We start from the raw sequence: 23,248 nt of genomic DNA on the forward strand, positions 1-23,248 counted from the left end.
CCTGCAGGGATGATCCGGCCGCACCGAGGCCCGTCATATGGTTCCCCGGCAGTCGGAGACCCCCTTCTCCGGCCCCACCGCGCGGACCCGAGGCGCGGCGTGACAACGGGTACTTCACACCTTCTTCGAGATCCCGAACGGGGCGACGCCTTCCCATGACTACACCGCCAACTTCCCCCTCCGGCCCAACTGCCGCTACGGGCAGACCCGATGACAGCACGCCGCTCAAGAGAGCCATCGGCCCCAAACTTCTGATCCTCTTCGTCATCGGAGACATCCTCGGCACCGGCATCTACGCCACCACGGGCAAGGTCGCCGGAAAGATAGGCGGCGCGATCTGGCTGCCGTACGCGATCGGCTTCGTCGTCGCCGCACTGACCGCCGCCTCCTATGTGGAGCTCGTCGGCAAGTACCCGAAGGCCGCGGGTGCCGCGCTCTACACCCAGAAAGCTTTCAAGACCCCGTTCTTGACCTTCATCATCGCCTTCATGGTGATGTGTTCGGGCCTGGCCTCGGCCAGCGCCGCGGCCCGCGCCTTCAGCGGCGCCTACCTGCAGGAATTCGTCGACATCTCGCCGACGCTCGTCGCGATCCTCTTCATCGTCGCGCTCGCGGCGCTCAACGTCCGCGGCGTGGCGGAGTCGGTCAAGACGAACGTGGTGCTGACCATCGTCGAGGTGACCGGCCTGCTCGTCATCATCGGAATCGGTGTGGCGGCTGTCGTCACCGGCGAGGGCGATGCCTCCCGGCTGACCGACTTCGAGGCGAGCGGCACCGGAACGGCTCTGATCACCGGTGTCCTCGGCGCCACGGCGCTCGGCTTCTTCGCCTTCGTGGGATTCGAGGACTCGGTCAACATGGCCGAAGAGACGAAGGATCCGACCCGCAGCTTCCCCCGTGCGATCTTCCTCGGCGTGGCGGTCACCGGCACGATCTACCTGCTGGTCGCCGTCGTCTCCTCCCTCATGGTCAGCCACACCGACCTGGCCGAGTCCTCGGGTCCGCTGCTCCTGGTCGTCAAGGAGAGCGGTGTCGAGTTCCCGCCGAAACTCTTCGCCCTCATCGCGCTCTTCGCCGTCTCCAACTCGGCCCTCATCAACATCATGATGGCCTCCCGGCTGTGCTACGGCCTCGCCAACGAGCGCGTGCTGCCACGCGCCATGGGCAGGGTCCTGCCCGGCCGCCGCACGCCGATCGCCGGCATCCTCTTCGTCACCGCGCTGGCCATCGGCCTTGTCTCCACCGGCGAGATCGAAGGCCTCGGCGATACGACGGCCTTCCTGCTGCTCTGTGTCTTCGCCGTGGTCAACGTCGCCGTGCTCGTGCTCCGCAAGGACGAGGCCGGCCACCGCCACTACCGCGCGCCGACCTGGGTCCCCGTGGTGGGCGCGATCACGGCGGCCATCCTCGCCAGCCCGCTGGCCGACCGTGCCGCGGGGGTCTACATCCGCGCCGGCGTACTGCTCGCCATCGGCATCGCTCTGTGGGGCGTCAACAAGCTGGTCCTGCGCAGAGCGAACGACTGAGATCCGTGGCCGGGGCCGGCGACCGGCGGGCATTCCCGCCGTCCGCCGGCCCCGGCCACGGATCAGAAGAGATCGCGCCGGCTGGCGAGGCCGAGCTTGCGCAGCAGCCCGCGTACATGCGTCTTGACCGTGGGCAGCTGGAGCTGAAGGGTCTCGCCTATCTGCGCGTTGCTGTAGCGCAGCAGCATCAGGCCGAGCACCTCCTCCTCCCGCGGCGTCAGCCCTGGTGCCCCGCGCGGCCGGGCGCGCGCGGCGCCTTCCGCGGGGGCGGCCGACGGCATCCACACCCGTCGGCCACGGTAGGTGTCCCGGATGCTCGTGATCAGCTGGCGCCGGTCGGTGCGCCGGTGCACGAAAGCGTCGGCGCCCGCGAGGAAGCAGGTGGAGGCGTCCGCCGCCGAATCGAAGGCGGTGTAGACCAGCACGGCCGGCGGCTGCGGCAACCGCTTGACGACCCGGCACACCTCCGCGCCGCGCAGCTCGCCTTCGAGCCGGAGCGCCAGGATGAGCACGCTCGGCGTCAGCGCGTGCGCGGCGGCGATCGCGTCGGCGACGGTGCCCGCCTCGCCGACGATGGTCATATCCGGCTCCATCTCGACGGCTGCCCGCAGTCCGAGCCGAACGATCGGGTGGTCCTCCACCAGCAGGATGCGCATCTCAGCCCCCAAAAAAGTGACGGCAGTGTACTGCCGCATCGGGCACCACGGGCCGTGGCCGCCCCCTCATCCTTCAGGGATGAAGATGTGCATGACAGCACAGACTTACGCTCCGCACGGAAAAGCGGCCCTCAAATCCCCGAAAATTACAGGGAGTTGCCTTGCTACTGACTAGTTGGCGTCCTCGAGTCGCGGTGACCACCGCTGCCTGCGCCGTGACTCTCGCGCTCGTCCCCGCCCACCACACCGTCGCCGCATCCGCACGGACACCGGACAAGCAGCCGGTGGCCATCGGGACCGGCGGCGCGGTCGCCTCGCTCGTCCCGTACGCGACCGAGTCCGGGCTCGAGATCCTGCGCGCGGGCGGTAACGCCGTCGACGCCGCCGTGGCCGTAGCCGCCACACTCGGCGTCGTACGCCCCTACGACGGCAGCATCGGCGGCGGTGGCTTCATGGTGCTGCGCGACGGCAGCACCGGCGAGATCACCACCATCAACTCCCGCGAGACCGCGGGCTCACAGGTGACGCCCGAGCACTTCCTGGATCCGGCGACGAGCGAGCCCCTGTCGTTCACCGAGGCCCGCCGCTCCGGGCTCTCCGTCGGCGTCCCCGGCACCGTCGCGGGCTGGCAGCTGGCGCTGGGCAAGTACGGCACGATGAACCTGGACGAGGTGCTTGATCCGGCGACCAGGATCGCGAAGCGGGGCTTCGTCGTCGACGCGGAGTACCAGGCCCGTACCCAGGACAACTTCAGCTATCTGAACGCCTTCACCAGCAGCCAGGACACCTGGCTGGTCAACGGTGCGGCGCCGAAGGAAGGCACGGTCTTCCGCAACCCGGACATCGCCAGGACCTACGAGCCGATCGCCAGGGACGGTGCCGACGCCTTCTACAAGGGCCCGCTCGCGAAGGCCATCGCCGATGCCGTCACCAACCCCCCGGTCTCGGGCACCTCGCCCACCGAGGTATGCCCCGGCAAGATGACAACGGAGGACCTGGCCTCCTACCGAGCCACCGAACTCGCCCCGACGCACTCCGACTACAACGGCTATGACATCTACGGCATGGCAGGTCCTTCCAGCGGCGGTACGACGGTCGGCGAGATCCTCAACATCCTCGAACCGACGGACCTGTCCGGCCTCTCCGAGGAGGAGATCCTCCACAAGGTCATCGAGGCCTCGGCCCTGGCCTTCGCCGACCGTGAGGCCTATCTCGGCGACCCCGACTACGTCTCGGTGCCGTACAAGGGCCTGATCTCCGACGGGTACGCCGCCGAGCGCCAGGCCCTGATCACCAACGCCGCCTCGGCCAAGCCGGTGCCCTCCGGCAACCCGTGGCCGTACGACGGGGGCGCGGGTGTGGGCCTGGATCTGGCCGCCAACTCGCCCGCCGGCGGCCAGACGACCCACCTCACCGTCGCCGACAACCAGGGCAACATCGTCAGCTACACCTTCACCATCGAGGGCATCGCCGGCAGCGGTATCACCGTGCCCGGCTACGGCTTCCTGCTCAACAACGAACTGACCGACTTCAGCTTCGACCCCAAGCACCCCGCCAACGCCCCCGCGGGCGGCAAGCGCTCCCGCTCCAGCATGAGCCCGACCATCGTCCTGAAGGATGGGGAGCCGTACGTGGCGCTCGGCACCCCGGGCGGTTCCCGCATCGTCACCACGGTGCTGCAGCTGCTCGTCAACCATCTGGAGCTCGGCATGACGCTGCCCGAGGCCATCGCCGCACCGCGGATCTCGCAGCGCAACACCGCCTCCACCGAGCTGGAACCGCCGCTGTACAACTCCCCGACAGCCGACGCCCTGAGGTCACGGGGTCAGAAGGTGTCGCAGAACGTGGTGATGAACAACGCGACGGGTGTGTCGTTCCTGCCCGACGGCACCATGCTGGCGGCCGCGGAGCCTGAGCGTTACCACGGCGGCGCCGCCGGCGTCGTCCGCCCCACTGGGGCGCAGTAGCGCCCCGACGACAAAGGCCCCCACGCCTCCGTCCTCCGTTCTAGCGGTCGTCGCAGAGCAGGCGCATCAGTTGGATCTCCTCACCGTCGGCCAGTTCCGCCTCCACGTAGGCGAAGGCACCGCGGTGGTTGTCGCGTTGTTCTGGCCAGTCTGGCAGGCCCGGCCACACCGCCCGAAGGTCCGGTCTGCCATTTTCTGTTATGCCAATTGACACATTATTAAATGCTGACCTAGGGTCCTGCCCATGGAGGAGCGCAAAGGACGCGGTCGGCCCCGGAAGAATCCGGAGCAGCTCGCGCGATGGACACCGCCCGAAGGCTGGTCCCGGCTGGTCGCCTGGGTCTCGCCCGCGGAGAAGAAGGCGTTGAAGCGGGTTGCCGTCGAGGCTGAAGTTTCGGTCGCGGACCTGGTCCGCGCACTGGCGGGCGGCCTGGCGTCTGGTGCCATCACTCACGAGGAACTGATCGGCCACGTCAGAAAGGGCATGCAGGCCATGGAGAAGATCCCCACGCTGTTCGAGCGGGACGGCAACTTTCGGGTCGTCGACCGGCCGCGAGTGGAGTGTGCATGGGTGTTCGACGGCGAGGGGACCCCGACGGAGAAGCTCGACGGAACCAACGTCCGTCTCACCGTCCGGGCGGGCCAGCTGGTACGGGTGGAGAAGCGGCGCAACCCGAGCAAGCTGCAGAAGGAACAGGGGATCAAGGACGGCTGGTACGTCGACACCGCCGAGAGTGCCGCGGAGGACAAGTGGGTTCTCGCCGCCGCCCGCAATACTGACGTCACCTCGTGGCCGGACGGCGAGCACTCCTGCGAAGCGCTCGGCCCTCGCATCCAGGGCAACCCCCTGCGGCTGGACGACCATCGGTGCGTGCCGTTCAACCTGGAGGTGCCGGTCTACCAGGGCGTGCCGCGCGACTACGTCGGCCTCCGCGATTTCCTCGCCGAACTGGAGAGCCGCTTCGTCCCCGGCACCCTGGCCGAGGGCATCGTCTTCCACCACCCGGACGGTCGCCGCGCGAAGATCAAGCGCAAGGACTTCCCTGTCTCCGCCTAGTAGAGCTTGGTCAGGTCGGCGCGAGTGCTGGTATGTCGCGGGGGCAGGTGGGGCAGGCGCCGGTCCAGGCTGCAAGTAGGAACTGCAGCTCGCGGACGACTTGGTAGAGGCTCAGGCCGGCGCCCGCGCGGCCTCGACGCTTCACTCGACCTGATCGTGCGGCGGGCCGGTGTCGGACCCGCCACGCTGTACCGGCGCTACCCCGACCGCGAGGCGCTGGTCCGGGATCTGATCGGCGACCTGCTTGCCCGGCTGGAAGACGCCGCGGAAGAGGCCGCGGCAGTGGACGACGACGCCTTCGCGGCGGTACGCCGTTTCGTCCACGCGGCGGCGGACCTGCGGATGGGCGCCGTCATCCTCGTGCTACTCGAAGGCCTCGTCGTCGATGCGGAGCTGGTGGGCATCTGCACCCGCACGGCGAGCGCAGTTGAGGCGCTAATCGAAGCCGCGCCCGAGGCTGGCCGGCTCCGCCGCGACGTGGGCATGGGTGATCTCGTGCTGCTGTCGATCTGGCTGTCCCGCCCCCTCCCGCGGGCGGCCTGGACGGCCTGGACCCCGACGGGATCTCCTCCATAGCCACCTCGATCTGGCGCTCGACGGCCTCACCGCCGAAGCCGCGACCGAGTCCACGGCCACCCCGACGCCGGGTGCCCCTGACCGTCGCCGACCTCATCACCGCCGCCGACTGCCCGACCACCACCCGGCCTGTCGTCCCAGAGGCGCCTGATGAAGGATCCGCTGCGGCTGCAGCCGGAGCTGATGGGGCTGGCACGGCGGGGAGAGTCGCAGTTCGGGGCTTTGGCGAGAGCGACGCGCTGTGAAGGTCAGTTCACGCCGGGCAAGAGGCTAGCGGCGGCCAGGTCGACGGCACCTGGCCGGGGGACTCGGCACAGACGGCGAAGGAGTAGCTGCGTCGTACGAGGTGCTCGGCGGCCTCCTCGTCCACGGCCGCGGCTGAGGCGGTCGGCCAGGCCGACCCCCGCTCCGCGCGCGCTTGTTCCGGGTCCGTGAAGAAACCGGAACTCAGCATCCGGCGGGCCTGATCGTGCATCTGCCCGGCGGGCAGGCCGAACGAGGGGTCGAGCAGGACGATGCGGCCCACGCGTTCGGGGCCGCGTGGGCCAGACACAGCGCGATCAGACCCGCCGTACGAGTGCGCAAGCAGATCCACACGGTCCAGGTTGCGGGCGTCCAGCACAGCGAGCATGTCCGCCACGTGGACTTCGGTGTTCCACGGTGGGGCGTGGTCGGAGCGTCCATGCCCACGCAGGTCCGGCGCGATGACCGAGAAGTCACACAAGGGCGTCTCGACGAGGCGCCGCCAGCGAGCGCCGTGCCCCTTGATCCCGTGCAGCGCGAGCAGCGCAGGCCCTTTTGCTGCACCGTAGTAATGGACGTGCGGCGCCGGGTGCAGCTCGCGGGCCGGTTACGAGTGGCAGCCCGTCAGACAGAATTGACGCCACGAGGTGTCAGTATTGACGTGCCTTTCACCGAGGTCAGGCCCACGGGCTCCGCGCCGCCGGTCACGACGGCCGCTCTTGCCTGACGAGTAGTCAGGTCATCGGCGGCGACGGGCGGGCTGATTGAGGCGTGACCTGCAGCTTGGCCTTGCTCGCTGCTACACCACGCGGCGGGACATGACCTCCGGTCATCTGCTCACGTGGTGTGGCGGAGCGGTAGGAGTGGCCGAGTTCCGGGCCGAGGCCGAAGTAGTGCCGGAAGTTGTAGATGAGCGGGCTCCACGCGGCCGGGTCGATGTGATCGGTACCGGGGACGACTATGTGGGGGTCGGCGTGCACCTTCAGCACGTGGGCCTCGGCGATGAGGAACTCACCGGTGGCATCCGGCCGGATGCGCTCGGCACGCGCCTCCAACTGGAGCGGGCATCCGTCGACCCGCGGCGGCCGGACCGTGTGGGACGGGCGGCTGCTCAGCCCCGCCGCGCCGAACTTGTCCTTTTCGAAGAGGCAACCGTCGTGCTTGGTTGAGGGGACCGGATGGCGGCCGGTGAGCGGGGCCAGACGCTCCACGGCCTGCCACTGACCGGGGGCGGCGATGTTGATCACGAGTTCAGGGCGGGCGGTGAGGTTGCGCGCGGTCTGGCCGTCCGGGCCCAGGCCGAGCACGATCACCTGTCCCAGTGCCCATGCGGAGGAAATCGGCGCGAGGTTGACGGAGGCGTCCGGGTTCTCGGTGGACAGAAGTACCACGGGAGTACCGAAATACAGAACGCTCGGCTCTATGGGGACACAGGCGTCGGTGCCGGAGCCGGGCCGGACCAGGGGCTCAACGATCTTCATGACTGAAGCGTAGGAGCAGATCACTTCGGCAGCCGCCGAACCGTTCCCGTCCCGTGAGACCCGGAGCACGGTTAAGGAACAATCGTTCTTGACTGGTCGTTCCTTAACTGTGTACGGTCACGCCATGGGACGACCGAGAGGATTCGACGAGGCTGACGCAGTCCGGTCGGCGGCAAAGCTGTTCGCCAGCCGGACCTACGACGGCGCATCCGTGGACGACCTGGTGTCGCACCTCGGTGTGCACCGAAACAGCCTGTACAAGACGTTCGGCAGCAAACGCGGGCTCTACCTGGCCGCGCTGAAGTGGTCCCTGGACCACGAGGTCGCCAGGCTGGCCGAACGCGTCGCCGAAGCGGGCGGCCATGCGGAAGGGGCGTACGAGGTCCTCGCCGACGCGGTCACCGGAACACAACTCGACCTGGTCCTGCTGGCAGCGGTCGAGCGGGCACCAGTGGACGCCGAGGTGGCACGACTGGTCGGCGAGGCGTTCACCGCGCTGGACAAGGCAGTCGGCGACGCGGGCCGCGCGGCCGAGAGCGGTGACGCCCGCGCCGCTCCCGCAGCGGCCACCGCACTGCTCATCGGGCTACGCACACGCGCCAGATCCGGCACGACCGACGAGGGCATCATCCGAGCCGGCGTCGGCCTGGCGCAGCGCCTCGGCCGGCCCTGACACTCTCACAGCAAAGGAAGCACCATGGCACACATCAGCATCGACGACGGCAACCTGATCGTGGAGATCGAGGGGCTGGACAAACTCTGGGCGCTCAAGAGCCGCCTGACCATTCCGCTGGCCCACGTACGCGGCGCCACGGCTGATCCTGGAATCGTCAAGGAGCCCAAGGGGCTCCGATCCCCGGGCGCCCATCTCCCGGGCGTCGTCACCGCCGGCACCTTCCACGTCGACGGCGAACGGGTCTTCTGGGACGTCCGCGACCCGGCCAAGGCGGTGGTCATCCAACTGACCGACGAACGCTACGCCCGCCTCGTGATCCAGGCTTCCGATCCCCGCGCGACCGTGGCACTCGTTGAAGACGCCCTGCCCAACTGACCCCGCCCACGCGCAGACCGAGGCCGCTCTCCGTAGTGACGCGGAAGCCGACGGCGCCCAGGAAGACTGAAAAGAACTCCGGTAGTCATCAACAGCCACGGCTGTTCACTGGCCTGGACATTCACCGCGGCCGCCGACCCCGTCGCCGCCGCGCTGTTGATCCCCGGATCCGGCAGGGTGAACCGCGATCGCACGACTGCCCGGTGGGCCGATGCTCAGGACCGGAATCACCCGCGCTGTCGCGGACACCATGGCGAAGGACCGAGTGTCCACACTCTGCTACGACAAGTGCGGCGTCGGGGACAGCGACGGTGTGGGGGACGGGCTCGCCGACGCGCGGGCCGCGCTCACCTGGCTCGCCGACCGGGCCGCCGGTCTCCCTCTCCTGGTCGCCGGACACGGCGAGGGCGCCTGGTACGCGGCACAACTCGCCGCCGACGCGCAGGTGGCGGGAGCGGTCCTGCTCTCCCGCCGCGGCCACCGGATACGGCAGGCTCACGTCCGCCCCACAGCGACGGTGTTGGTCACAGGTTTCAGCGAGTGCTTGTTGACCACCACCCTCTACGCGCCGGTAGGGCGGCGCGGCTCACGCCACATCGTCCACAGCGGCGGTCCGTTGTGCGGAAGCCGCAGGTCCTCGTACGCAGTTAAGTCGAAGTGCTCGTAGAACGGCAGATTGGCCGACTTGGTGTGGGCGCGGCTGGCGCAGCGGGAGGACTTACCGGATGCGGCGTTCGCCGCAGTCGTCGACGGGCTGCTTCCCGGTGATGGTCGCTTCGAGCCGGGGTGGCAGGAGGATGTGTTCAAGGAGACGCTGCTGTCCATGTTTCGCCGGGTCGAGGAGCAGGGGCTTCGCGATCGGTTGATCGCGGCGGCGAGCAGCCGGGTTCCCCGGCTCGTTCGCCGGGGTGTGCTTTGTCTGCGGGATGTTCCGGCTGTCCTTCGGCATCACCCGGCCGACGGCGAGCTTCTCGCAGCGCTGGCACAGCATGTTGTTCACCGGGAGGTGATCACTGGGCTCATCGAGAACAGCACTTGGAACATCTTTTCGGGGTTGTTCTGTCTGCGGAGCGTCCCCACCACGACGATTCTGAGCCGTCTGCCGGAGGTACCGGAGTGGCTGCTCGAAGCCGTCGTGCGCCGTGGCCTGAGCCTGGTGGCCGCAGAATTGAACTCCTTCGCCGCCGTCAACGGCCAGGCGTCGTCGCAGGGACGGTACTGGGGGCCTTCCGGGTGGCCGGCCTACGGGTCCGTGGCCATGGTGCTGGAGCGGTGCCCGCAGTGGTGGCTGGAGCTGGCAAAGGATGATGCGTGCGGGCAGTCGGTCCAGCACGTGCTTCTCGACTGTGTGGACACCGAGAAGAACACCGATGAGGTTCTGGCGGCGTGCATGCCGGCCCTGGTTCTACCGGAGTGGGCGGAGCTTCCCGCGCCCGAGAGGACTCAGCGAGAGCGGCTACGGCACATCGGTCAGCGTGTCACCCGGCACCTGCGGCTGCAGGACATGGCCGCAGCGCACCTGCACGACGCGGCCGCCCACTGCATCAAGCAGGTACGGCTGCTCCACGCCACAAAGCTGCGGCGCCTTCCACCATATGAGGTGACATCCCTCGCCCGTGATCTCGCTCTGACCAGCGACGACGCCAAGAATCTGAAGAAGCTGTGGGCGATGGTTGCGGAGCCCCCCAGCCCGCAGCCGTGGAACGCCCCTCCAAGTACGACGGGAATAAACCCCCTTCACCGAAACTGCTCCTGAGTAACGACAGCCGCGTCGGTACGCTCGCCGCCTGCCACGAGCCTCAGGCCGTATCCGTCGACCTGAGGCACTTGCCCGTATCGGTAAGCTCACGGTCGGCGTCAGCTCCGGCCAACACGCCTCCCATGCGCCGGAGACCGGGTGTGAGGGCGAGGGTGATCGCGGCGGAGGCGGCGGCCATCACGGTCATGGCGGTCGCTGGGGAGGTGAGCTGTGCGACGCCGCCTGCGACCGCCGCGGCGACGCCCTGCATGGTGAACATCCCCGAGGAGTGCAGTCCGAGGGCGTGGCCCCTTAGCTCGCTCGGGACCAGGGAGATCAGGCGTTCCTGGAGGAGCAGGTTGGCGGAGAAGCCGATCGACCCCATGGTTACGGCGGCGAGGGCCACGGGCAGCGCGGGGTGCAGGGCGAAGATCAGGTACGGGGCGGCGAGCAACAGCAGCAGTGGCGGCGCACCGAGTCTGTCGCGCCAGCGGGCGGGCAGGAGGCGGCCGGTCAGGGTGTCTCCTGCCAGCATGCCCACCGCGACGAAGGCGAACAGGAGTCCCGCGTGGCGTGGTGCGTAGGAGACGTAGAGGGACTCGCAGCCGACGACGAGTCCGTTGGGCACCCACAGGGCGAGGTAGACGCGGCGCCGCGGTTTCGCCGCCCACAGGCGCGCGTTGGTCCGCCAGGTCTCGCTTGCGGACGGACGGCCTTGCGCGCGCGGCGGCCGCTTGGCGAGACCGATGCGGGCGACGGCCGCGGAGACGACGAAGAGTGCGGCGCCGGTGAGCAGGGCCCCGCGCGGGGTCAGTACGTTGACGAGTACGGCGCCGACGGCGTAACCGCAGATCTGCAGGCTTCCCGCGCACATGTTGAGTACCGAGCGGCCGAGCAGGTAGCCCTCTGCGGGGAGGATCTCGGTGAGTAGTCCGTAGCGCACTCCGCCGCCGACCGAGCCAAGCATGCCCTGCACCGACAGGATCGCGAAGATCACCCCCATGGACATGCCGGGCAGCGCCAGAGCGGTGGTGGCCACGGCGAAGAAGAGCGCCAGGCCAATGGTTGCGGCGCGCGGCGGCAAGCGGTCCGTCGCCGACAGCAGGACGCTCGCGCCGACCATCTGCGCCAGCAACGGGCCGAACATGCTGAGGGCAGCCAGGAGCGGTGAGCCGGTCGCCTCGTAGACAAGTGTCCCCAGCGCCATCCTGCTCACCGTCTGGGCCGCCACGTGTGCGGCGGTGGCCGTGAGCAGGGGTTTGAACTCCGGGGTTCTGAAAAGCTCCTGGTAGGTGCGCATGGCCGCAGTGTCGGAGGACGGCCGGTCGCGGAGGTAATGTTTCGCGGGGAGGCGAAACTAATGGGCTGGTGGGAAGTCAACGCGGATACGCTCGCGAGCAGCCGATTCGTCGTGTCGCCCCTCTGCGAGACAACAGCGAGCCTGATGGTCCTGGAGAAGGACTCGCCCGCGCATCCAGCCGAGCGCCACTGGCTGGACAGCCACGGACCCGCCTACCGAGAACGGCTGACCGCCGATCCGGTCACCGCCCTGCTGGTGCGCGTCGCACTGGGCAGACACCGGTGGATCGCCGACTTCCTGACACCGGTTCCGTCCCGAGAGGGTGAGGCACAGGGCGGTGCGGAGTTCCACGACGAGCTCGCACGGATCCGCGAGACACCGGCCGACACCGCCCGTACCGACCTCGAGATCGCTCACCGCGCACCACTGCCCGACCCGTTGCTGCGCCCCGATCTGCCGGAGCGCATCGCCGACCTGCTGGAATGGGTGTGGCGGGAGACCGTGGCGCCCGACTGGTCGCGACGACGGCGCGTCATCGAAGCAGACGTCGTCGCGCGTACGGGCCAGTTGAGCCGGGCGGGCTGGGCTGCCGCTCTGGACGACATGCATCCGGAGATGCGGTGGCTGGGCGGCAACCGGCTCCAGATCAACACCCGCGCCTTCCCACCCCGGCAACTGATGGGAGCACAGCTACTGCTCGCGCCGGTCACGCCGCGCAGGGGATGGATCTCCATAGACCGGCCCGACCCCCACGGCGCGGTGCACCGCAACGCCGTGGTCTACCCGTGCTCGGGCACGCTGGCGGAGCCGGAGCGCGCCGCCACCCCGGAGGCACTGGCCAGGCTGCTCGGCGCCGGGCGGGCAAGCGTGCTGGTGCTCCTGAACAGCCCGATGAGCACGACGCACCTGGTGGCGATGACGGGCCAGGGTCTCGGCTCGGTGGGCCGCCACCTCAAGGTACTCCTGGACGCCCGGCTGGTCGGCCGCCGCCGTACGGGACGCTCTGTCCTCTACTACCGCACAGCGGCCGGCAACGCGCTGGTGCAGGCGCAGGACTCCTAGCCTGACTCTGAAGCTGCTCCTATAAGGGTCCAGCCAAGGTAGGCCAAAAGCCACAACGGCCCTGCCGTGACCTACGAGGTACTGCCTTCGAGCTGGCGCGGAACGCGGGAGGCGCTCAGTTCACGCAGGTCGGGGAATGTGGTTGTAGAGGGTACCGGCGGAGACGCCGAGGAGTTTCGCGACGAACTCGATGCTGTTCTCCGCATTGGGCAGCATGTCGCGAGCCGCGCGCAAGAGCTCGGGCGTGATGACCGAGGGGCGCCCGCCGGTCCGGCCGCGGGCGCGGGCGGCGGCCAGGCCCTCGTTCGTCCCCGCGACGATGAGCTCACGGATGAACTCCGCGAGCGCGGCGAAGACATGGAAGATCAGACGCCCGCCGGGGGTGGTGGTGTCCAGGTTCTCGTGGAGCGAGGTGAAGCCGACACCGCGCTCGCGCAGCTCGGCGACCATCGTCACGAGGTCCTTGAGGGAGCGGCCGTAGCGGTCGAGGGGGGGCACCACGGGGGTGTCGCCCCTCGGCCAGGAACGCGTGCACAGCAGTGGCTGTTGGAGAACGTCCTCGGGATCGAACCGCCAGCGAGGAGGAGCGGCCGGTATATCAAGTCAAGCTCCTTGAGGGAGATCTTCAGCGGTGATCTGCTGTGCGGGCTGATCTCCTCGTTCGAGAAGGCGCTGTCACGTTGGCTGACAGGGTGGGAGGAGCCTCGGGCTGATCACGGTGGAGGGGGCCGTCCGTGGAGGGCATGTCGCCGTCGTACAAGGGGCACCGGTATCCGGTCGAGGTGATCTCGCACTGCGTGTGGCTGTACTTCCGGTTCCCGCTCAGTTTCCGTGAGGTCGAGGAGCTGATGCTGGAGCGCGGCGTGATCGTCTCGTACGAGACGGTCCGCCGCTGGTGCCTGAAGTTCGGTCAGCAGTACGCCAACGGACTGCGCCGCCGGCGGCCCCAGCCCGGCGACAAGTGGCATCTGGACGAGGTCTTCATCAAGATCAACGGTGAGCAGAAGTACCTGTGGCGGGCTGTCGACCAGGACGGCAACGTGCTGGACATCCTGGTGCAGAGCCGCCGGGACACCGCTGCGGCCAGGCGCTTCTTCCGCACGCTGCTGACCAAGACGGGCGGGGTGCCGCGGGTGATCGTCACGGACAAGCTCCGCTCCTACGGCGCGGCCCACCGCGAGGTCATGCCCTCCGTCGAGCACCGTTCCCACAAGGGCCTGAACAACCGGGCCGAGAACAGTCATCAGCCCACCCGGCAACGCGAACGGGCGATGAAAGGCTTTCGCAGCGTGGGCGCCGCGCAGCGTTTCCTGTCCGCGTTCAGCGGCATCTCACCCCCACTTCCGGCCCCGCCGCCACCTGATGACCGGCACCCAACACCGCGCCGAAATGACCGTCCGCTTCACCATCTGGGAGCAGATCACCGGCGTCACCGGCCGGCCTGCCGCCGCCTGAGCCCAGGGCCGGCACTCGGCCCCACCACACCTCGACACACCGTCAGACACCCACACCCCAACAACGTGACAACGCCATCACGAGTCCTGTGCCCGGATAGCCGCCGTCGGCGATGGTCACGGTCTTGCCGACGGCGGCCTTCGCGCCGGACTCCTTCCATGCCTTGCAGTCGTTGCGGTTGCCTGGCAGGGGCCGGCCGACCACCACGACGAGCCGGGTGTCGGCGTCGATGACGACCTGGTGGTTGGTGGAGTATCGGTAGTTCTTGGACTGCTCGGCGATGGTGTGGTCGCGGGTGGGCACCAGGGTGCCGTCCACGATGAGCACGGCGTCCTTGGCGAACCGCTTGCGGGGCTGCAGCGCGAGTGACGGGCCGAGGTGGTCGATGATGCGGTCGGCCGCGGACTTCGAAACGCCGAAGAGCGGTGCGAGTTGGCGCATCGTCAAGTTCGTGCGCCAGTAGGCCGCCACGAGCAGCACCCGGTCCTCCAGGGGAAGAGACCACGGGCGGCCCTTGCGGACCGGATCTGCACCCTCACGGCGCAGAGCGTTCACCAGCTTGCCGAATGAACGCGGGCTCAGCCCGGTGAACGGGGCTATCCAGGACAGCTCAGACGCCGTGATCACACCAGCCACAACAAGATCATCTCACCCGTGACCAGAGGGGGTGCCTCAGATGCGGTGCTCAGCCGCAGGTTAAGCAGATGGCGTAGACGAGCAGAGGCACCACGAAGGGTTCCGAGCTTCCTTACCTCATCCACCTCAAGCTCCAGCCGGTCGGCGAGAGCGAGCACGGCGGCGTAGGGCCGCTCGCCCTCATCGAGCTTCGCTGCAACGGCTTCGAGGACAGCTCGAAGAACGACAGGGTTCGCATTGGGATGGTCTGCGAGCAGGCGAAGAAGCTTGTTGTCGTTCCAGACGCTGTCGCGGGCCGCGCTCAGTTCCTGGAGGGCTTCGGGCGGCGTGTGGGGATGGTGGCCAGGGCTTGCCAGATAAAAGGGTACGGACATTTCGCGAGACGCTGCAGGACCAAGCTGTCTCTCTCGGCACGTGCCAGTGCGAGGTAGTCGGCAGGCGTGGGCACGAGGATGGCCTCTCAAGATGGTCGAAGCCGCCATCCCGCCACTAGACCTTCGTCGCAGCGGACTCCGGGCCGGTCATGACTCACCTGCCTCGACCATCACTTACGGGACAAGTCTTAGGAAGTAGCTGTAGTCGAGCACGATCGCGAGGCAACCGCCTAGTACTCCAGCAGGATTTTGCAGTCTGACCTGCGAGGTTCGCTGGGCGGCTGGAGTGTAGCGGGCTGTGGAGTGGTCAGGGGCGGCTTCACGGTGGCCGCCCCTCGATCGTGCGACAACGCCGCACGTAATGACAGCGGCGGGCGACTGCCTGGCGTCGTCGGCGCCAGTTCGACCAGCTCACCGCGTGGTGTCGGCCTCGACGTCCGTGCAGGTGCGGGGGCCGGGGCCGACAAGCTGCCAGGAGTCGCCGAACCTCCGCCACTGTGAGCTCGATGGTCCCGGCTGCCTCACCCCTTCTGCCCCCTTTTCCCGGGCCTGGTGTGCCGTGGCTGCCAGGAAGGCGTGCGCGAGCATCGCCAGGGTGATGTGCCGGTACCAACCCGGGTAACGGCGGACTTCGTACTGGTCCAGGCCACACTCGTTCTTCGCGGCCTGGAAACACTCCTCGATAGCCCACCGCGTCCCGGCGATTCGCACCAGCTCCTGGGCGGTGGTCTCCAAAGGGGCGTAGGCGAGGTAGTAGGCGATCTCGTCGGGCTTGCGGATGCTGCGACGGGCCAGCGCCCACCGCATCCGGTGAGGGACCTCGCCCTGGTAGTCGAACTCGGCGACGGCCGGCAGTCGCACCGCCGCCCAGTGGTAGACGCGCGGTCCCTTCGCGCCGTTGCCGCATGAGATCTTCTCCCACGCCTCGTCCGGGGCCTGTGCGAACAGGCCCTCGATGCGGGGACAACCCACGGTGAACTGGGACTTGGGCACGGCCAGCACGTAGCCGACGCCCGACTGCTCCAGCAGTCGGCGGAAGCGGCTCTCCTGTCCGTAGGCGGAATCCGCGGTGACCCAGGTGATGGGCAGCGGCGAGCCGAGGGCACGCAGCACCATGTGCCGGGCCAGATCGCCCTTGGTGGCGAACTCCCGATCGTCGGGGACCTTGGCTGCGCGACAGCGTTCGCGGTCCTCGGCCCAGGACTTGGGGATATACAGCTCGCGGTCGACCAAGGCCCGGCCGCAGGCGGTGGCATAGGCGGCGAAGACGCCGATCTGGCAGTTCTCGGTGCGACCTGCGGTCCCGGAGTATTGGCGCTGGACCCCGGCGGAGGTGGTGCCCTTCTTGATGAACCCGGTGTCGTCGATGATGAGGACTCCGTCCTCCTCGCCAAGCTTGTGGGCGACGTATTCCTGCAGTTCATCGCGGATGTCGTCGGGCTCCCACTTCGCGCCGGCAAGCAGATGCTGCAGACCGTCGGGGGTGGCGTGGCCTGCCTGCTCAGCCAGCTGCCAGCTGTTCTTCCGGGCCACCGGGGCGAGCAGCCCGCGCACGTAGTCACGCATGCGGCGGCGAAGTTCCACACGGCTGAAGCGATGACCGATGGTCACGAAGAGGTCGTCCAGTTCAAGGTCCCACTGCTCGGCAACATGCTCGGTGATCACGTGGGAAGCTTTCCCACCCGCTGTCATTACGTGCGGCGTTGTCGCACGATCGAGGGGCGGCCACTGTGAAGCCGCCCCTGACCACTCCACAGCCCGCTACACTCCAGCCGCCCAGCGAACCTCGCAGGTCAGACTGCAAAATCCTGCTGGAGTACTAGCCCTTCAGTTGTAGTTCAGGGCGAGTTCGAGGTTGCGGCGTCTGCGGTGGTGTTCGTTGGCGATGGCCTGGTGCTGCCGTCTCCAGTGTGACCAGTGCAGGCCGTGCGCAACTCTGCCGTTGCGCGGTGGGGCTGGTGGGTGGACGAGGGTGAGGAGCTTGCGGATCTCGGCCGCGGTGTAGGGGCTGAGTCGCGCGGGACGGGTGGTGTCCTGACGTTCCCCTTTTTCGTTCCGGGTGCTGTTTCGTCTTCGTTGGCGGCGGTCTGCCGCGGGGGTACGGGGGTGTGGGAGTCGTCTGAGGCGTGGGCGGCCTGGACTGCCAGGAAGGCGGCGGCCAGCATGGAGAGTGTGATGTGGCGGTACCAGCCGTGCCAGTGGCGTACTTCGTAGTCGGCCAGTCCGCACTCGTGCTTGGCGAGTTTGATCGCGTCCTCCACCCTCCAGCGCGCGCCGGCGACCTGGGCCAGGTGCTGTGGCGGGGTACCGGCGGGCCCCCAGGCCAGGTAGTAGTCGCGTTTGTCGGGATGCTCCGGACGGCGACGGGCGATCATCCAGCGGCTGGACCAGGGCTGCCCTGGTGCCGCGGCGCCTATGGGTTCCTCCGGGTCGATGACCGGGCGGATCCACCACTGCCACCAGCGGGAGCCGGTCCGGCTGGGGCCTGCCTCGATCAGCTGCCACTCGCTCTCGTCCGCCGCGGCGGCCAGCTTGTCGATCCGCCGCCAGCCGGGTCGGGGCAGCACTGTCTGGGCGCTGGAGACGTTGACCACGTAGGGCAGGTGACGGCGCTCGGCGAAGGAGCGGAATCCACCGTCACGGCCGTAGACCTCGTCAGCGGCCAGCCAGGTGCCCTCAGGGAGCAGGGGACGGATCCGGTCGATCATCTTCTCGGCGAGGCGGGGCTTGGTGGCGAACCCGACGGTCTCGGGCACCTGCGCGGTCACACGCCGCTCACGGTCGTCGGCCCACGTGCGGGGCAGGTAGATCTCCCGGTCGACCAGCGCCGCCCCACGGCTGGTGGCCCAGGCCGCGAACACACCGATCTGGCAGGGGAAGACACCGCCGAGGCTGCCGGAGAACTGCCGGGCGACACCGACGGACGTCTCGCCCTTCTTCGCGAACCCGGTCTCATCGATGACCAGCACCCCGCCCGCCCCGTCGGCCAGCCCCTCCAGCGTGTAACGGCAGACCCGCTCGCGCAGCTCGTCAACGTCCCACCTCGCCCGGTCGAGCAGGTGCTGCTGTCCGTCGGGACGCCGCCAGCCGGCGTACTCCGCCAGCTGCCAGCCGTTCTTCCGGGAGACCGGACCCAACAACCCACGCACGCACGCCGTAGCCCGCCATCGCAGATCCGCCCGCGGGAAGACATCAGCAATCTGCAGCAATAGCTCCTGCAACTGGGCGTCCCACGCAGTGACTTGGGCCACCTCAGCCGACCAATTCTCCATGACCGGCAATTACCCGACGCATCTGATCACCGAACTACAACTGAAGGGCTAGTACTCCAGCCGGACTTCTTCATTCGTGCTGGTCAGCGGCTTGGGTGTGGGGAGTGTAGCGGGCTGGAATGGGGGTGGGGCGGTCTTTGCCGGGTCGCCCCACGAACGTGTGGCCGCGCTGCTTGTAGTGGCAACCTTCCGGGCAGGCCGCTCGCATGAGTGATGTACCAACGGGCCTGTGGGAAGAGGGACTTGCTGAGCTGCTCTTGCGGATCGGAGGACGTTTTGCCCGGGTGGAATCCCGGCGACGGATGCGGGACTACGTCCGTGGGCTCCTTGGCCCGGTGGGCCGCAAGAACGGCTGGCAGCTCGCCGAATACGCCGGCCACGCCACCCCCGACGGGCTGCAGCACCTGCTCTCCCGGAGCCGCTGGGAGGCCGACGAGGTCCGCGACGACCTGCACGCCTACGTCGCCGAGCACCTCGGCGCGAAGAACGGCGTGCTGATCATTGACGACACAGGCTTCGTGAAGAAGGGCACCACTTCCGCCGGGGTCCAGCGCCAGTATTCCGGCACCGCAGGCCGCACCGAGAATTGCCAGATCGGGGTCTTCGCCGCCTACGCCACCTTCCGCGGCCATACCCTGGTCGACCGCGAGCTCTACCTGCCCAAGTCCTGGACCGAGGACCGCGAACGCTGTCGGGCCGCCCGTGTCCCCGACGACCGCGTGTTCGCCACCAAGGGCGAACTGGCGCGGGCCATCATCCTGCGGGCCCTCGCCTCACCCCTGCCCGTCGGCTGGGTCACCGCGGACTCCGCCTACGGCCAGGACTCCCACTTCCGCCGCTTCCTGGAAGACCACCAGCTCTCCTACGTCGTGGCCGTTCCGAAGTCCCAGCAGGTCCACGGCCCGCGCATCGACCACCTCATCAGCCAGGCCCCGCCCGAAGCATGGCAGCGGCTATCCGCAGGAAGCGGCGCGAAGGGCGAGCGCTTCTACGACTGGGCCGCAGCCCGCCTGCCCGCTGTGTGGGAATTCGACGGCGACGAACCCACCCGGCAACGCTGGATGCTGGCCCGCCGCAGCATCGCCAAGCCCGACGAACTCGCCTACTACCTCGCCAGCGCACCCCTGGAAGCCACCGTCGCCGACCTCGTACGCATCGCCGGCTGCCGCTGGAAGGTCGAGGAATGCTTCCAGAGCGCGAAGAACGAATGCGGCCTGGACCAGTACGAAGTCCGCCGCTACGTGGGCTGGTACCGGCACATCACACTCGCCATGCTCGCGCACGCTTTCCTCGCTGTCCTGGCCAGCCAGGAACGAGAAAAGGGGGCAGTGAGCGGGACACACCCGACCTCGTGGACCTCACACCGGCCGAGATTCGACGTCTGCTGGCAGTTGGACCCTACCGCCGTGCTCCGGACCGCGACCACGCGATGACGTGGTCCCACTGGCGTCGCCGCCACCAAGCACGCGCCCGCCGTTGCCACTACAGGCAGCGCGGCCATGCCTTCGTGGGACGGCCCGGCAAAGACCGCCCCACCCCCATTCCAGCCCGCTACACTCCCCACACCCAAGCCGCTGACCAGCACGAATGAAGAAGTCCGGCTGGAGTATTAGGGGCTGTCCGGTGGGTCGTGCGAACTGACCAGGGCCGTGACATAGGCGCAGATGAGCTTCTCCGAAGACGCCGTCGTCGGGCTCGCTGAGGCTGAGAGCTCGTCGCCAATCGGCCCCTTGCCTGCGTTGGCCGGCTGAGGAATTTGGTTGCGGTGGATCAGGCGGATGCGGTCATACTCCGGCATGAGTAGAGACGCCGAGGTCATCGTGCTCGCCCGCTGGGCGGACGAGGTGATGGAACCGCTGACCCAGGACGACCCGGAACGCACGTGGCGAGGCCGCTTCGTCCCGATAGCGGGGCACTGGGGCTACGAGTTCGGGTGGGCCCTGGAGTTCGAGAAAATGCGTGCCCGCAAGGGCCTGCTCAGGCACCTGGAGTCGTTGCCGTGGCCGCATCCCCATACGGTGCAAGTTCTGCTTCGCGACCAGGACGACGACTGCTTCGGGCTATGGATGTTCCAGGAGGGCCGGCTGGTGGAAGTCACCATTCCGCGCACCGAGCGTTTCCACCAGCCGGCACCGCCCAATGAGGACTTCGAACCCGACCCGGGCATGCTGCTGCGCATCGACCAGAACACGGCTCTGCCCGAGCAGACCCCAGAAGCACGCCGCGACACCCGCTCACCCTGGTAGAGCGAGTTCGACGACTCATCTTGGGACGTCAGGGCTGTCGACGAGCGCGTACTCAGCGAACTTCGCCACCACTACCCGGGCGCCGAGGACCTCTGAACGGGCGCTTCACTCCGGGCGTAGCCACAGGCGGATCGCCGCCACGGTGACCGTCCCGTGGAAGACATACGCCCGTTTGTCGAAGCGCGTGGCGACGGCTCGGAAGTTCTTGAGCCGGTTGATGGTCCGCTCGACCTCGTTGCGGCGGCGGTAGACCGTCTTGTCGAAGCCTGTGGGCCGGCCTCCTTGGCTGCCGCGGCGCCGGCGGTTGGCCCGCTGGTCTCTCGGCTCGGGGATCGTGTGCTTGATCTGACGTCTGCGCAGGTGACGCCGATTACGGCGTGACGAGTACGCCTTATCTCCCCCGACATGGTCGGGCCGGGTGCGCGGTCGTCCACCAGCCTGCCGGGGCACGCGGATCTCTTGCAAGACGGGAATCATCTGCGGTGCGTCTCCCCACTGGCCGGGCGTGATGACAAACCCAAGCGGGCGACACCCACCTTCCCCAGCAAGGTGGATCTTGCTCGTGAGCCCGCCTCGCGAGCGTCCCAGGGCCTCATCGGGACGGTGACGCTCCGGACTCGTGTGCCGGTCCGGGACCTTCGGGGCACGAGTGGTGGCGCCGGCCGCGTGCTGATGAGCGCGGCAGGTCGTGGAATCGACGCTGACCATGCTCCAGTCGATCCGGCCCTCGGCATCGGCGTCGGCCTGGACGGCCCGCAGGATTCTCTCCCACGTGCCGTCTGCCGACCACCTTCGATGACGGTCGTGAACCGTCTTCCAGCTGCCGAAGCAGGGAGGAAGGTCCCGCCAGGGGAGGCCGGTCCGTTGCCGGAACAGAATCCCGTTGATCACACGACGGTGGCATTGCCAGCGTCCACCTCGCCCGCGATTCGTCGGCAAGTGCGGCTCCAGCCGAGCCCACTCTTCATCCGAAAGATCTCCCCGCCCCATGCCTCACGGAACGAGTACCCAGCAGGAGCGTCACGCGACCCATCGGACACGACCTAACCCCACTCCCACTCAGGACCCGCACCTCTGTGTCCCAGGCCCACGTAAAGGGTGGGCCCGGGACGCCAGCCGACCTGTACAGCCCCTGCTCCGTACCCGTGCTCTCTGCCGCGAGACGCACACGGAATCCCACCCAGATCACCAGGCCGACGGAATCCCTCGGAGCATTTCCCAGGCTACTTGTACTTGTACGTGGCGTGAGCCACCGTGTTTACAGGCCACCAAAAGTCACCCGGGCCCTGCGAAGCGAACGAACCGGTCCCGGAGTTCGAAGCCCGGTAGGTCCATTTCTTCGTCGCCTTGAGCTTGACCGTAGGGGTCGAACACGTCTTGGTTTTTTTGCATCCAGCTATCTTGCTGACGAAAGTCTTTCCATTGTTACCCGAAAGCGCAATGGACGGCCTCTGGGTTTTCATTTTATGCGCGCAAACCTGCTTCGCGTTTGCATAGATGGTACCCCCGGAGCGCCACATCTTCACCGTGTTGGTGCAGCCGTAGTACGACTTCCCCTTACCCGTCGTAGCCGCCTGCGCCGAAGTAGAAGAAAGTAGGATGGAAGCAACGACGGCTGCCCCTACACCTATGCTCTTCAGGCCACGCTTCACGATTTCCTCCCCGTTTCGATTCGAAAATCGAATCATTTCACGAACATCGATCTTGGTCGAAACCGACTTTACCACACAGCCCTGATCACGTCTCTGATTTCACGCAAACGGGCGTCGGCGGGAGGGCCAGTGAGGGTTCCGGTGAAATAGAGATGGGACTGAACCTCAAGTACCCCTCAAGTGCTTACCGAATGGCATCGAAACCCATCCCAATATTCAGCCACTTCGCCAATGGAACGAATCTGGCAAATGGTTCACATTTAACACCCTGGAGTTCAGGGCGAATGCGCTCTCAGGCGGTGAGATCGAGAGGGCGGTTGCGTGCTCGGGGCGTGACCGGTAGTGGTCGGTTGCGGCGGCGATGTTGGTCCAGCCGGCTTGGCGCATGAGGCCGATGGCCAGATTCCGCATCGTGGCCATGGCGCGCGGCGCGGTGCCGGTGCGCACGCGTGAGGCGTCCTCGCCGTAGGTCACGTCTCTGACGTGAGGTGACCCCGGCGGTGTGGACACCACTGAGCCCTTTCCAATCTGGCGGGGGTGACCGCGCGTTGGAAGCGAGGAAGTGTTCGGCCTTGTGTTCGTAGCGGCGGTGCAGACGTCGGCAGCCAGCCATCCAGGACACGGTCCGCTCGACCAGCCAGCGGTGGCGTCCGAGTCGCTGTGAGGACTCGATGCCCTTGCGGGCAATGCGGTGTCGGATACCGCGGGTGCCGAGCCATCGGCGCAGGTGGTCGTAGTCGTAGCCCTTGTCCGCGTGGAGCCTTTCGGGCCTTCGGCGGCGTGGATCTCGGCGGGATCGGATGGGCGGGATGCCGCGCACGAGCGGCTGGAGGCCGAGGCTGTCGTGCATGTTCGCGCCGGATATACCCAGCGACAGCGGCAGTCCGTTCCGGTGGCGCTGAGCAGGGCGGCGGCCGGGGTGCTGCGGTTCAGTGAGGACCGCGATCCGGCGGTGC

At 67.9% G+C, this 23,248-nt stretch carries 22 protein-coding genes and 3 pseudogenes; 12 read left to right on the forward strand and 13 right to left on the reverse strand.

Annotated features, from left to right (window positions below):
* The first annotated feature begins 155 nt into the window (after nucleotides 1-155).
* Nucleotides 156-1,526, forward strand: a complete 1,371-nt coding sequence (locus OHA19_RS00465; protein WP_329585075.1) for an APC family permease — start codon at nucleotides 156-158, stop codon at nucleotides 1,524-1,526.
* Between the two features lie 62 nt (nucleotides 1,527-1,588).
* Here the strand turns inward: OHA19_RS00465 and OHA19_RS00470 are convergent, their stop codons facing one another.
* On the reverse strand, nucleotides 1,589-2,182 hold the full coding sequence (locus OHA19_RS00470) for a response regulator transcription factor (protein WP_331734310.1): 594 nt from the start codon (nucleotides 2,180-2,182) through the stop codon (nucleotides 1,589-1,591).
* Nucleotides 2,183-2,376: 194 nt separating this feature from the next.
* Between OHA19_RS00470 and ggt the strand changes: the two genes are divergently transcribed.
* Complete coding sequence (gene ggt, locus OHA19_RS00475) at nucleotides 2,377-4,149, forward strand: gamma-glutamyltransferase (protein WP_331734313.1); 1,773 nt, start codon at nucleotides 2,377-2,379, stop codon at nucleotides 4,147-4,149.
* Nucleotides 4,150-4,189: 40 nt separating this feature from the next.
* On the opposite strand, the gene OHA19_RS00480 is transcribed toward ggt, so the two are convergent.
* Entirely contained in the window at nucleotides 4,190-4,363 is a 174-nt protein-coding gene (locus OHA19_RS00480) for a hypothetical protein (protein WP_331734315.1), read from the reverse strand.
* Nucleotides 4,364-4,393: 30 nt separating this feature from the next.
* Between OHA19_RS00480 and OHA19_RS00485 the strand changes: the two genes are divergently transcribed.
* Together OHA19_RS00485 and OHA19_RS00490 are read left to right on the forward strand one after the other, a co-directional pair.
* Nucleotides 4,394-5,206, forward strand: a complete 813-nt coding sequence (locus tag OHA19_RS00485) for a hypothetical protein (protein WP_329585067.1) — start codon at nucleotides 4,394-4,396, stop codon at nucleotides 5,204-5,206.
* A gap of 24 nt (nucleotides 5,207-5,230) precedes the next feature.
* Entirely contained in the window at nucleotides 5,231-5,782 is a 552-nt protein-coding gene (locus tag OHA19_RS00490) for a TetR family transcriptional regulator (protein WP_331734317.1), read from the forward strand.
* A 253-nt stretch (nucleotides 5,783-6,035) separates the two neighbouring features.
* Here the strand turns inward: OHA19_RS00490 and OHA19_RS00495 are convergent, their stop codons facing one another.
* Both OHA19_RS00495 and OHA19_RS00500 read right to left on the reverse strand, forming a co-directional pair.
* Nucleotides 6,036-6,620, reverse strand: a complete 585-nt coding sequence (locus tag OHA19_RS00495; protein ID WP_331734674.1) for an alpha/beta fold hydrolase — start codon at nucleotides 6,618-6,620, stop codon at nucleotides 6,036-6,038.
* 139 nt (nucleotides 6,621-6,759) lie between these two features.
* The gene (locus tag OHA19_RS00500) at nucleotides 6,760-7,506 is read right to left on the reverse strand and encodes a flavin reductase family protein (protein WP_329585064.1); all 747 of its coding nucleotides are present in this window, start codon (nucleotides 7,504-7,506) and stop codon (nucleotides 6,760-6,762) included.
* A gap of 124 nt (nucleotides 7,507-7,630) precedes the next feature.
* On the opposite strand from OHA19_RS00500, the gene OHA19_RS00505 reads away from it, so the two are divergent.
* The 4 genes from OHA19_RS00505 to OHA19_RS00520 all read left to right on the forward strand — a co-directional run bounded on the left by OHA19_RS00505 (nucleotide 7,631) and on the right by OHA19_RS00520 (nucleotide 10,313).
* On the forward strand, nucleotides 7,631-8,179 hold the full coding sequence (locus OHA19_RS00505) for a helix-turn-helix domain-containing protein (protein ID WP_329585061.1): 549 nt from the start codon (nucleotides 7,631-7,633) through the stop codon (nucleotides 8,177-8,179).
* 24 nt (nucleotides 8,180-8,203) lie between these two features.
* Complete coding sequence (locus OHA19_RS00510; RefSeq protein ID WP_331734324.1) at nucleotides 8,204-8,557, forward strand: hypothetical protein; 354 nt, start codon at nucleotides 8,204-8,206, stop codon at nucleotides 8,555-8,557.
* Between the two features lie 211 nt (nucleotides 8,558-8,768).
* Nucleotides 8,769-9,224, forward strand: coding sequence for a hypothetical protein (locus OHA19_RS00515; RefSeq protein WP_329585055.1), 456 nt, complete (start codon nucleotides 8,769-8,771; stop codon nucleotides 9,222-9,224).
* A 9-nt stretch (nucleotides 9,225-9,233) separates the two neighbouring features.
* Nucleotides 9,234-10,313: a hypothetical protein gene (locus tag OHA19_RS00520; protein ID WP_331734327.1), complete on the forward strand. Its 1,080-nt coding sequence runs from the start codon at nucleotides 9,234-9,236 to the stop codon at nucleotides 10,311-10,313.
* 43 nt (nucleotides 10,314-10,356) lie between these two features.
* Here the strand turns inward: OHA19_RS00520 and OHA19_RS00525 are convergent, their stop codons facing one another.
* Nucleotides 10,357-11,595, reverse strand: a complete 1,239-nt coding sequence (locus OHA19_RS00525; protein WP_331734329.1) for an MFS transporter — start codon at nucleotides 11,593-11,595, stop codon at nucleotides 10,357-10,359.
* A 60-nt stretch (nucleotides 11,596-11,655) separates the two neighbouring features.
* Here OHA19_RS00525 and OHA19_RS00530 point away from each other — a divergent pair, with 60 nt between their 5' ends.
* Nucleotides 11,656-12,657: a helix-turn-helix domain-containing protein gene (locus OHA19_RS00530; RefSeq protein ID WP_331734677.1), complete on the forward strand. Its 1,002-nt coding sequence runs from the start codon at nucleotides 11,656-11,658 to the stop codon at nucleotides 12,655-12,657.
* Between the two features lie 120 nt (nucleotides 12,658-12,777).
* Here the strand turns inward: OHA19_RS00530 and OHA19_RS00535 are convergent, their stop codons facing one another.
* A complete protein-coding gene (locus tag OHA19_RS00535; protein WP_405748967.1) occupies nucleotides 12,778-13,158 on the reverse strand; it encodes a recombinase family protein in 381 nt (126 codons plus the stop codon).
* Between the two features lie 242 nt (nucleotides 13,159-13,400).
* Between OHA19_RS00535 and OHA19_RS00540 the strand changes: the two are divergent.
* Nucleotides 13,401-14,112 (forward strand): annotated as a pseudogene (locus tag OHA19_RS00540) (IS6 family transposase).
* 75 nt (nucleotides 14,113-14,187) lie between these two features.
* On the opposite strand, the pseudogene OHA19_RS00545 reads toward OHA19_RS00540, so the two are convergent.
* The 4 genes and pseudogenes from OHA19_RS00545 to OHA19_RS00560 form a co-directional block, all read right to left on the reverse strand.
* Nucleotides 14,188-14,748: pseudogene (locus OHA19_RS00545) on the reverse strand (transposase family protein); the annotation flags it as partial.
* Nucleotides 14,736-15,122, reverse strand: coding sequence for a hypothetical protein (locus OHA19_RS00550; RefSeq protein WP_331734335.1), 387 nt, complete (start codon nucleotides 15,120-15,122; stop codon nucleotides 14,736-14,738). The pseudogene OHA19_RS00545 and the gene OHA19_RS00550, both read right to left, overlap by 13 nt.
* Nucleotides 15,123-15,533: 411 nt before the next feature.
* The gene (locus OHA19_RS00555) at nucleotides 15,534-16,787 is read right to left on the reverse strand and encodes an IS701 family transposase (protein WP_405721063.1); all 1,254 of its coding nucleotides are present in this window, start codon (nucleotides 16,785-16,787) and stop codon (nucleotides 15,534-15,536) included.
* 173 nt (nucleotides 16,788-16,960) lie between these two features.
* The gene (locus OHA19_RS00560; protein WP_405748970.1) at nucleotides 16,961-18,394 is read right to left on the reverse strand and encodes an IS701 family transposase; all 1,434 of its coding nucleotides are present in this window, start codon (nucleotides 18,392-18,394) and stop codon (nucleotides 16,961-16,963) included.
* Nucleotides 18,395-18,600: 206 nt separating this feature from the next.
* Between OHA19_RS00560 and OHA19_RS00565 the strand changes: the two genes are divergently transcribed.
* Both OHA19_RS00565 and OHA19_RS00570 read left to right on the forward strand, forming a co-directional pair.
* Nucleotides 18,601-19,827 (forward strand): IS701 family transposase, encoded by a 1,227-nt coding sequence (locus OHA19_RS00565; protein ID WP_405707965.1) that lies wholly within the window; start codon nucleotides 18,601-18,603, stop codon nucleotides 19,825-19,827.
* Between the two features lie 363 nt (nucleotides 19,828-20,190).
* Entirely contained in the window at nucleotides 20,191-20,640 is a 450-nt protein-coding gene (locus OHA19_RS00570) for a hypothetical protein (protein WP_331734341.1), read from the forward strand.
* 105 nt (nucleotides 20,641-20,745) lie between these two features.
* Here OHA19_RS00570 and OHA19_RS00575 read toward each other — a convergent pair whose 3' ends face one another.
* The 3 genes and pseudogenes from OHA19_RS00575 to OHA19_RS00585 form a co-directional block, all read right to left on the reverse strand.
* Nucleotides 20,746-21,630, reverse strand: a complete 885-nt coding sequence (locus tag OHA19_RS00575; RefSeq protein WP_331734343.1) for an IS5 family transposase — start codon at nucleotides 21,628-21,630, stop codon at nucleotides 20,746-20,748.
* An 878-nt stretch (nucleotides 21,631-22,508) separates the two neighbouring features.
* Complete coding sequence (locus OHA19_RS00580) at nucleotides 22,509-22,766, reverse strand: hypothetical protein (RefSeq protein ID WP_405721060.1); 258 nt, start codon at nucleotides 22,764-22,766, stop codon at nucleotides 22,509-22,511.
* A gap of 70 nt (nucleotides 22,767-22,836) precedes the next feature.
* Nucleotides 22,837-23,184: pseudogene (locus tag OHA19_RS00585) on the reverse strand (transposase); the annotation flags it as partial.
* Nucleotides 23,185-23,248: the final 64 nt, after the last annotated feature.

This window comes from Streptomyces sp. NBC_00012 (assembly GCF_045040875.1).
Classification (GTDB): Bacteria; Actinomycetota; Actinomycetes; order Streptomycetales; family Streptomycetaceae; genus Streptomyces.

Excerpts from the sequence above, each read along its gene's own strand:
- OHA19_RS00465 (WP_329585075.1), top strand. The coding sequence starts at position 156 with ATGACTACACCGCCAACTTCCCCCTCCGGCCCAACTGCCGCTACGGGC.
- OHA19_RS00470 (WP_331734310.1), bottom strand. The coding sequence starts at position 2,182 with ATGCGCATCCTGCTGGTGGAGGACCACCCGATCGTTCGGCTCGGACTG.
- OHA19_RS00485 (WP_329585067.1), top strand. The coding sequence starts at position 4,394 with ATGGAGGAGCGCAAAGGACGCGGTCGGCCCCGGAAGAATCCGGAGCAG.
- OHA19_RS00500 (WP_329585064.1), bottom strand. The coding sequence starts at position 7,506 with ATGAAGATCGTTGAGCCCCTGGTCCGGCCCGGCTCCGGCACCGACGCC.
- OHA19_RS00505 (WP_329585061.1), top strand. The coding sequence starts at position 7,631 with ATGGGACGACCGAGAGGATTCGACGAGGCTGACGCAGTCCGGTCGGCG.
- OHA19_RS00510 (WP_331734324.1), top strand. The coding sequence starts at position 8,204 with ATGGCACACATCAGCATCGACGACGGCAACCTGATCGTGGAGATCGAG.
- OHA19_RS00515 (WP_329585055.1), top strand. The coding sequence starts at position 8,769 with ATGCTCAGGACCGGAATCACCCGCGCTGTCGCGGACACCATGGCGAAG.
- OHA19_RS00525 (WP_331734329.1), bottom strand. The coding sequence starts at position 11,595 with ATGCGCACCTACCAGGAGCTTTTCAGAACCCCGGAGTTCAAACCCCTG.
- OHA19_RS00530 (WP_331734677.1), top strand. The coding sequence starts at position 11,656 with ATGGGCTGGTGGGAAGTCAACGCGGATACGCTCGCGAGCAGCCGATTC.
- OHA19_RS00550 (WP_331734335.1), bottom strand. The coding sequence starts at position 15,122 with ATGTCCGTACCCTTTTATCTGGCAAGCCCTGGCCACCATCCCCACACG.
- OHA19_RS00560 (WP_405748970.1), bottom strand. The coding sequence starts at position 18,394 with ATGGAGAATTGGTCGGCTGAGGTGGCCCAAGTCACTGCGTGGGACGCC.
- OHA19_RS00565 (WP_405707965.1), top strand. The coding sequence starts at position 18,601 with ATGAGTGATGTACCAACGGGCCTGTGGGAAGAGGGACTTGCTGAGCTG.
- OHA19_RS00570 (WP_331734341.1), top strand. The coding sequence starts at position 20,191 with ATGAGTAGAGACGCCGAGGTCATCGTGCTCGCCCGCTGGGCGGACGAG.
- OHA19_RS00575 (WP_331734343.1), bottom strand. The coding sequence starts at position 21,630 with ATGGGGCGGGGAGATCTTTCGGATGAAGAGTGGGCTCGGCTGGAGCCG.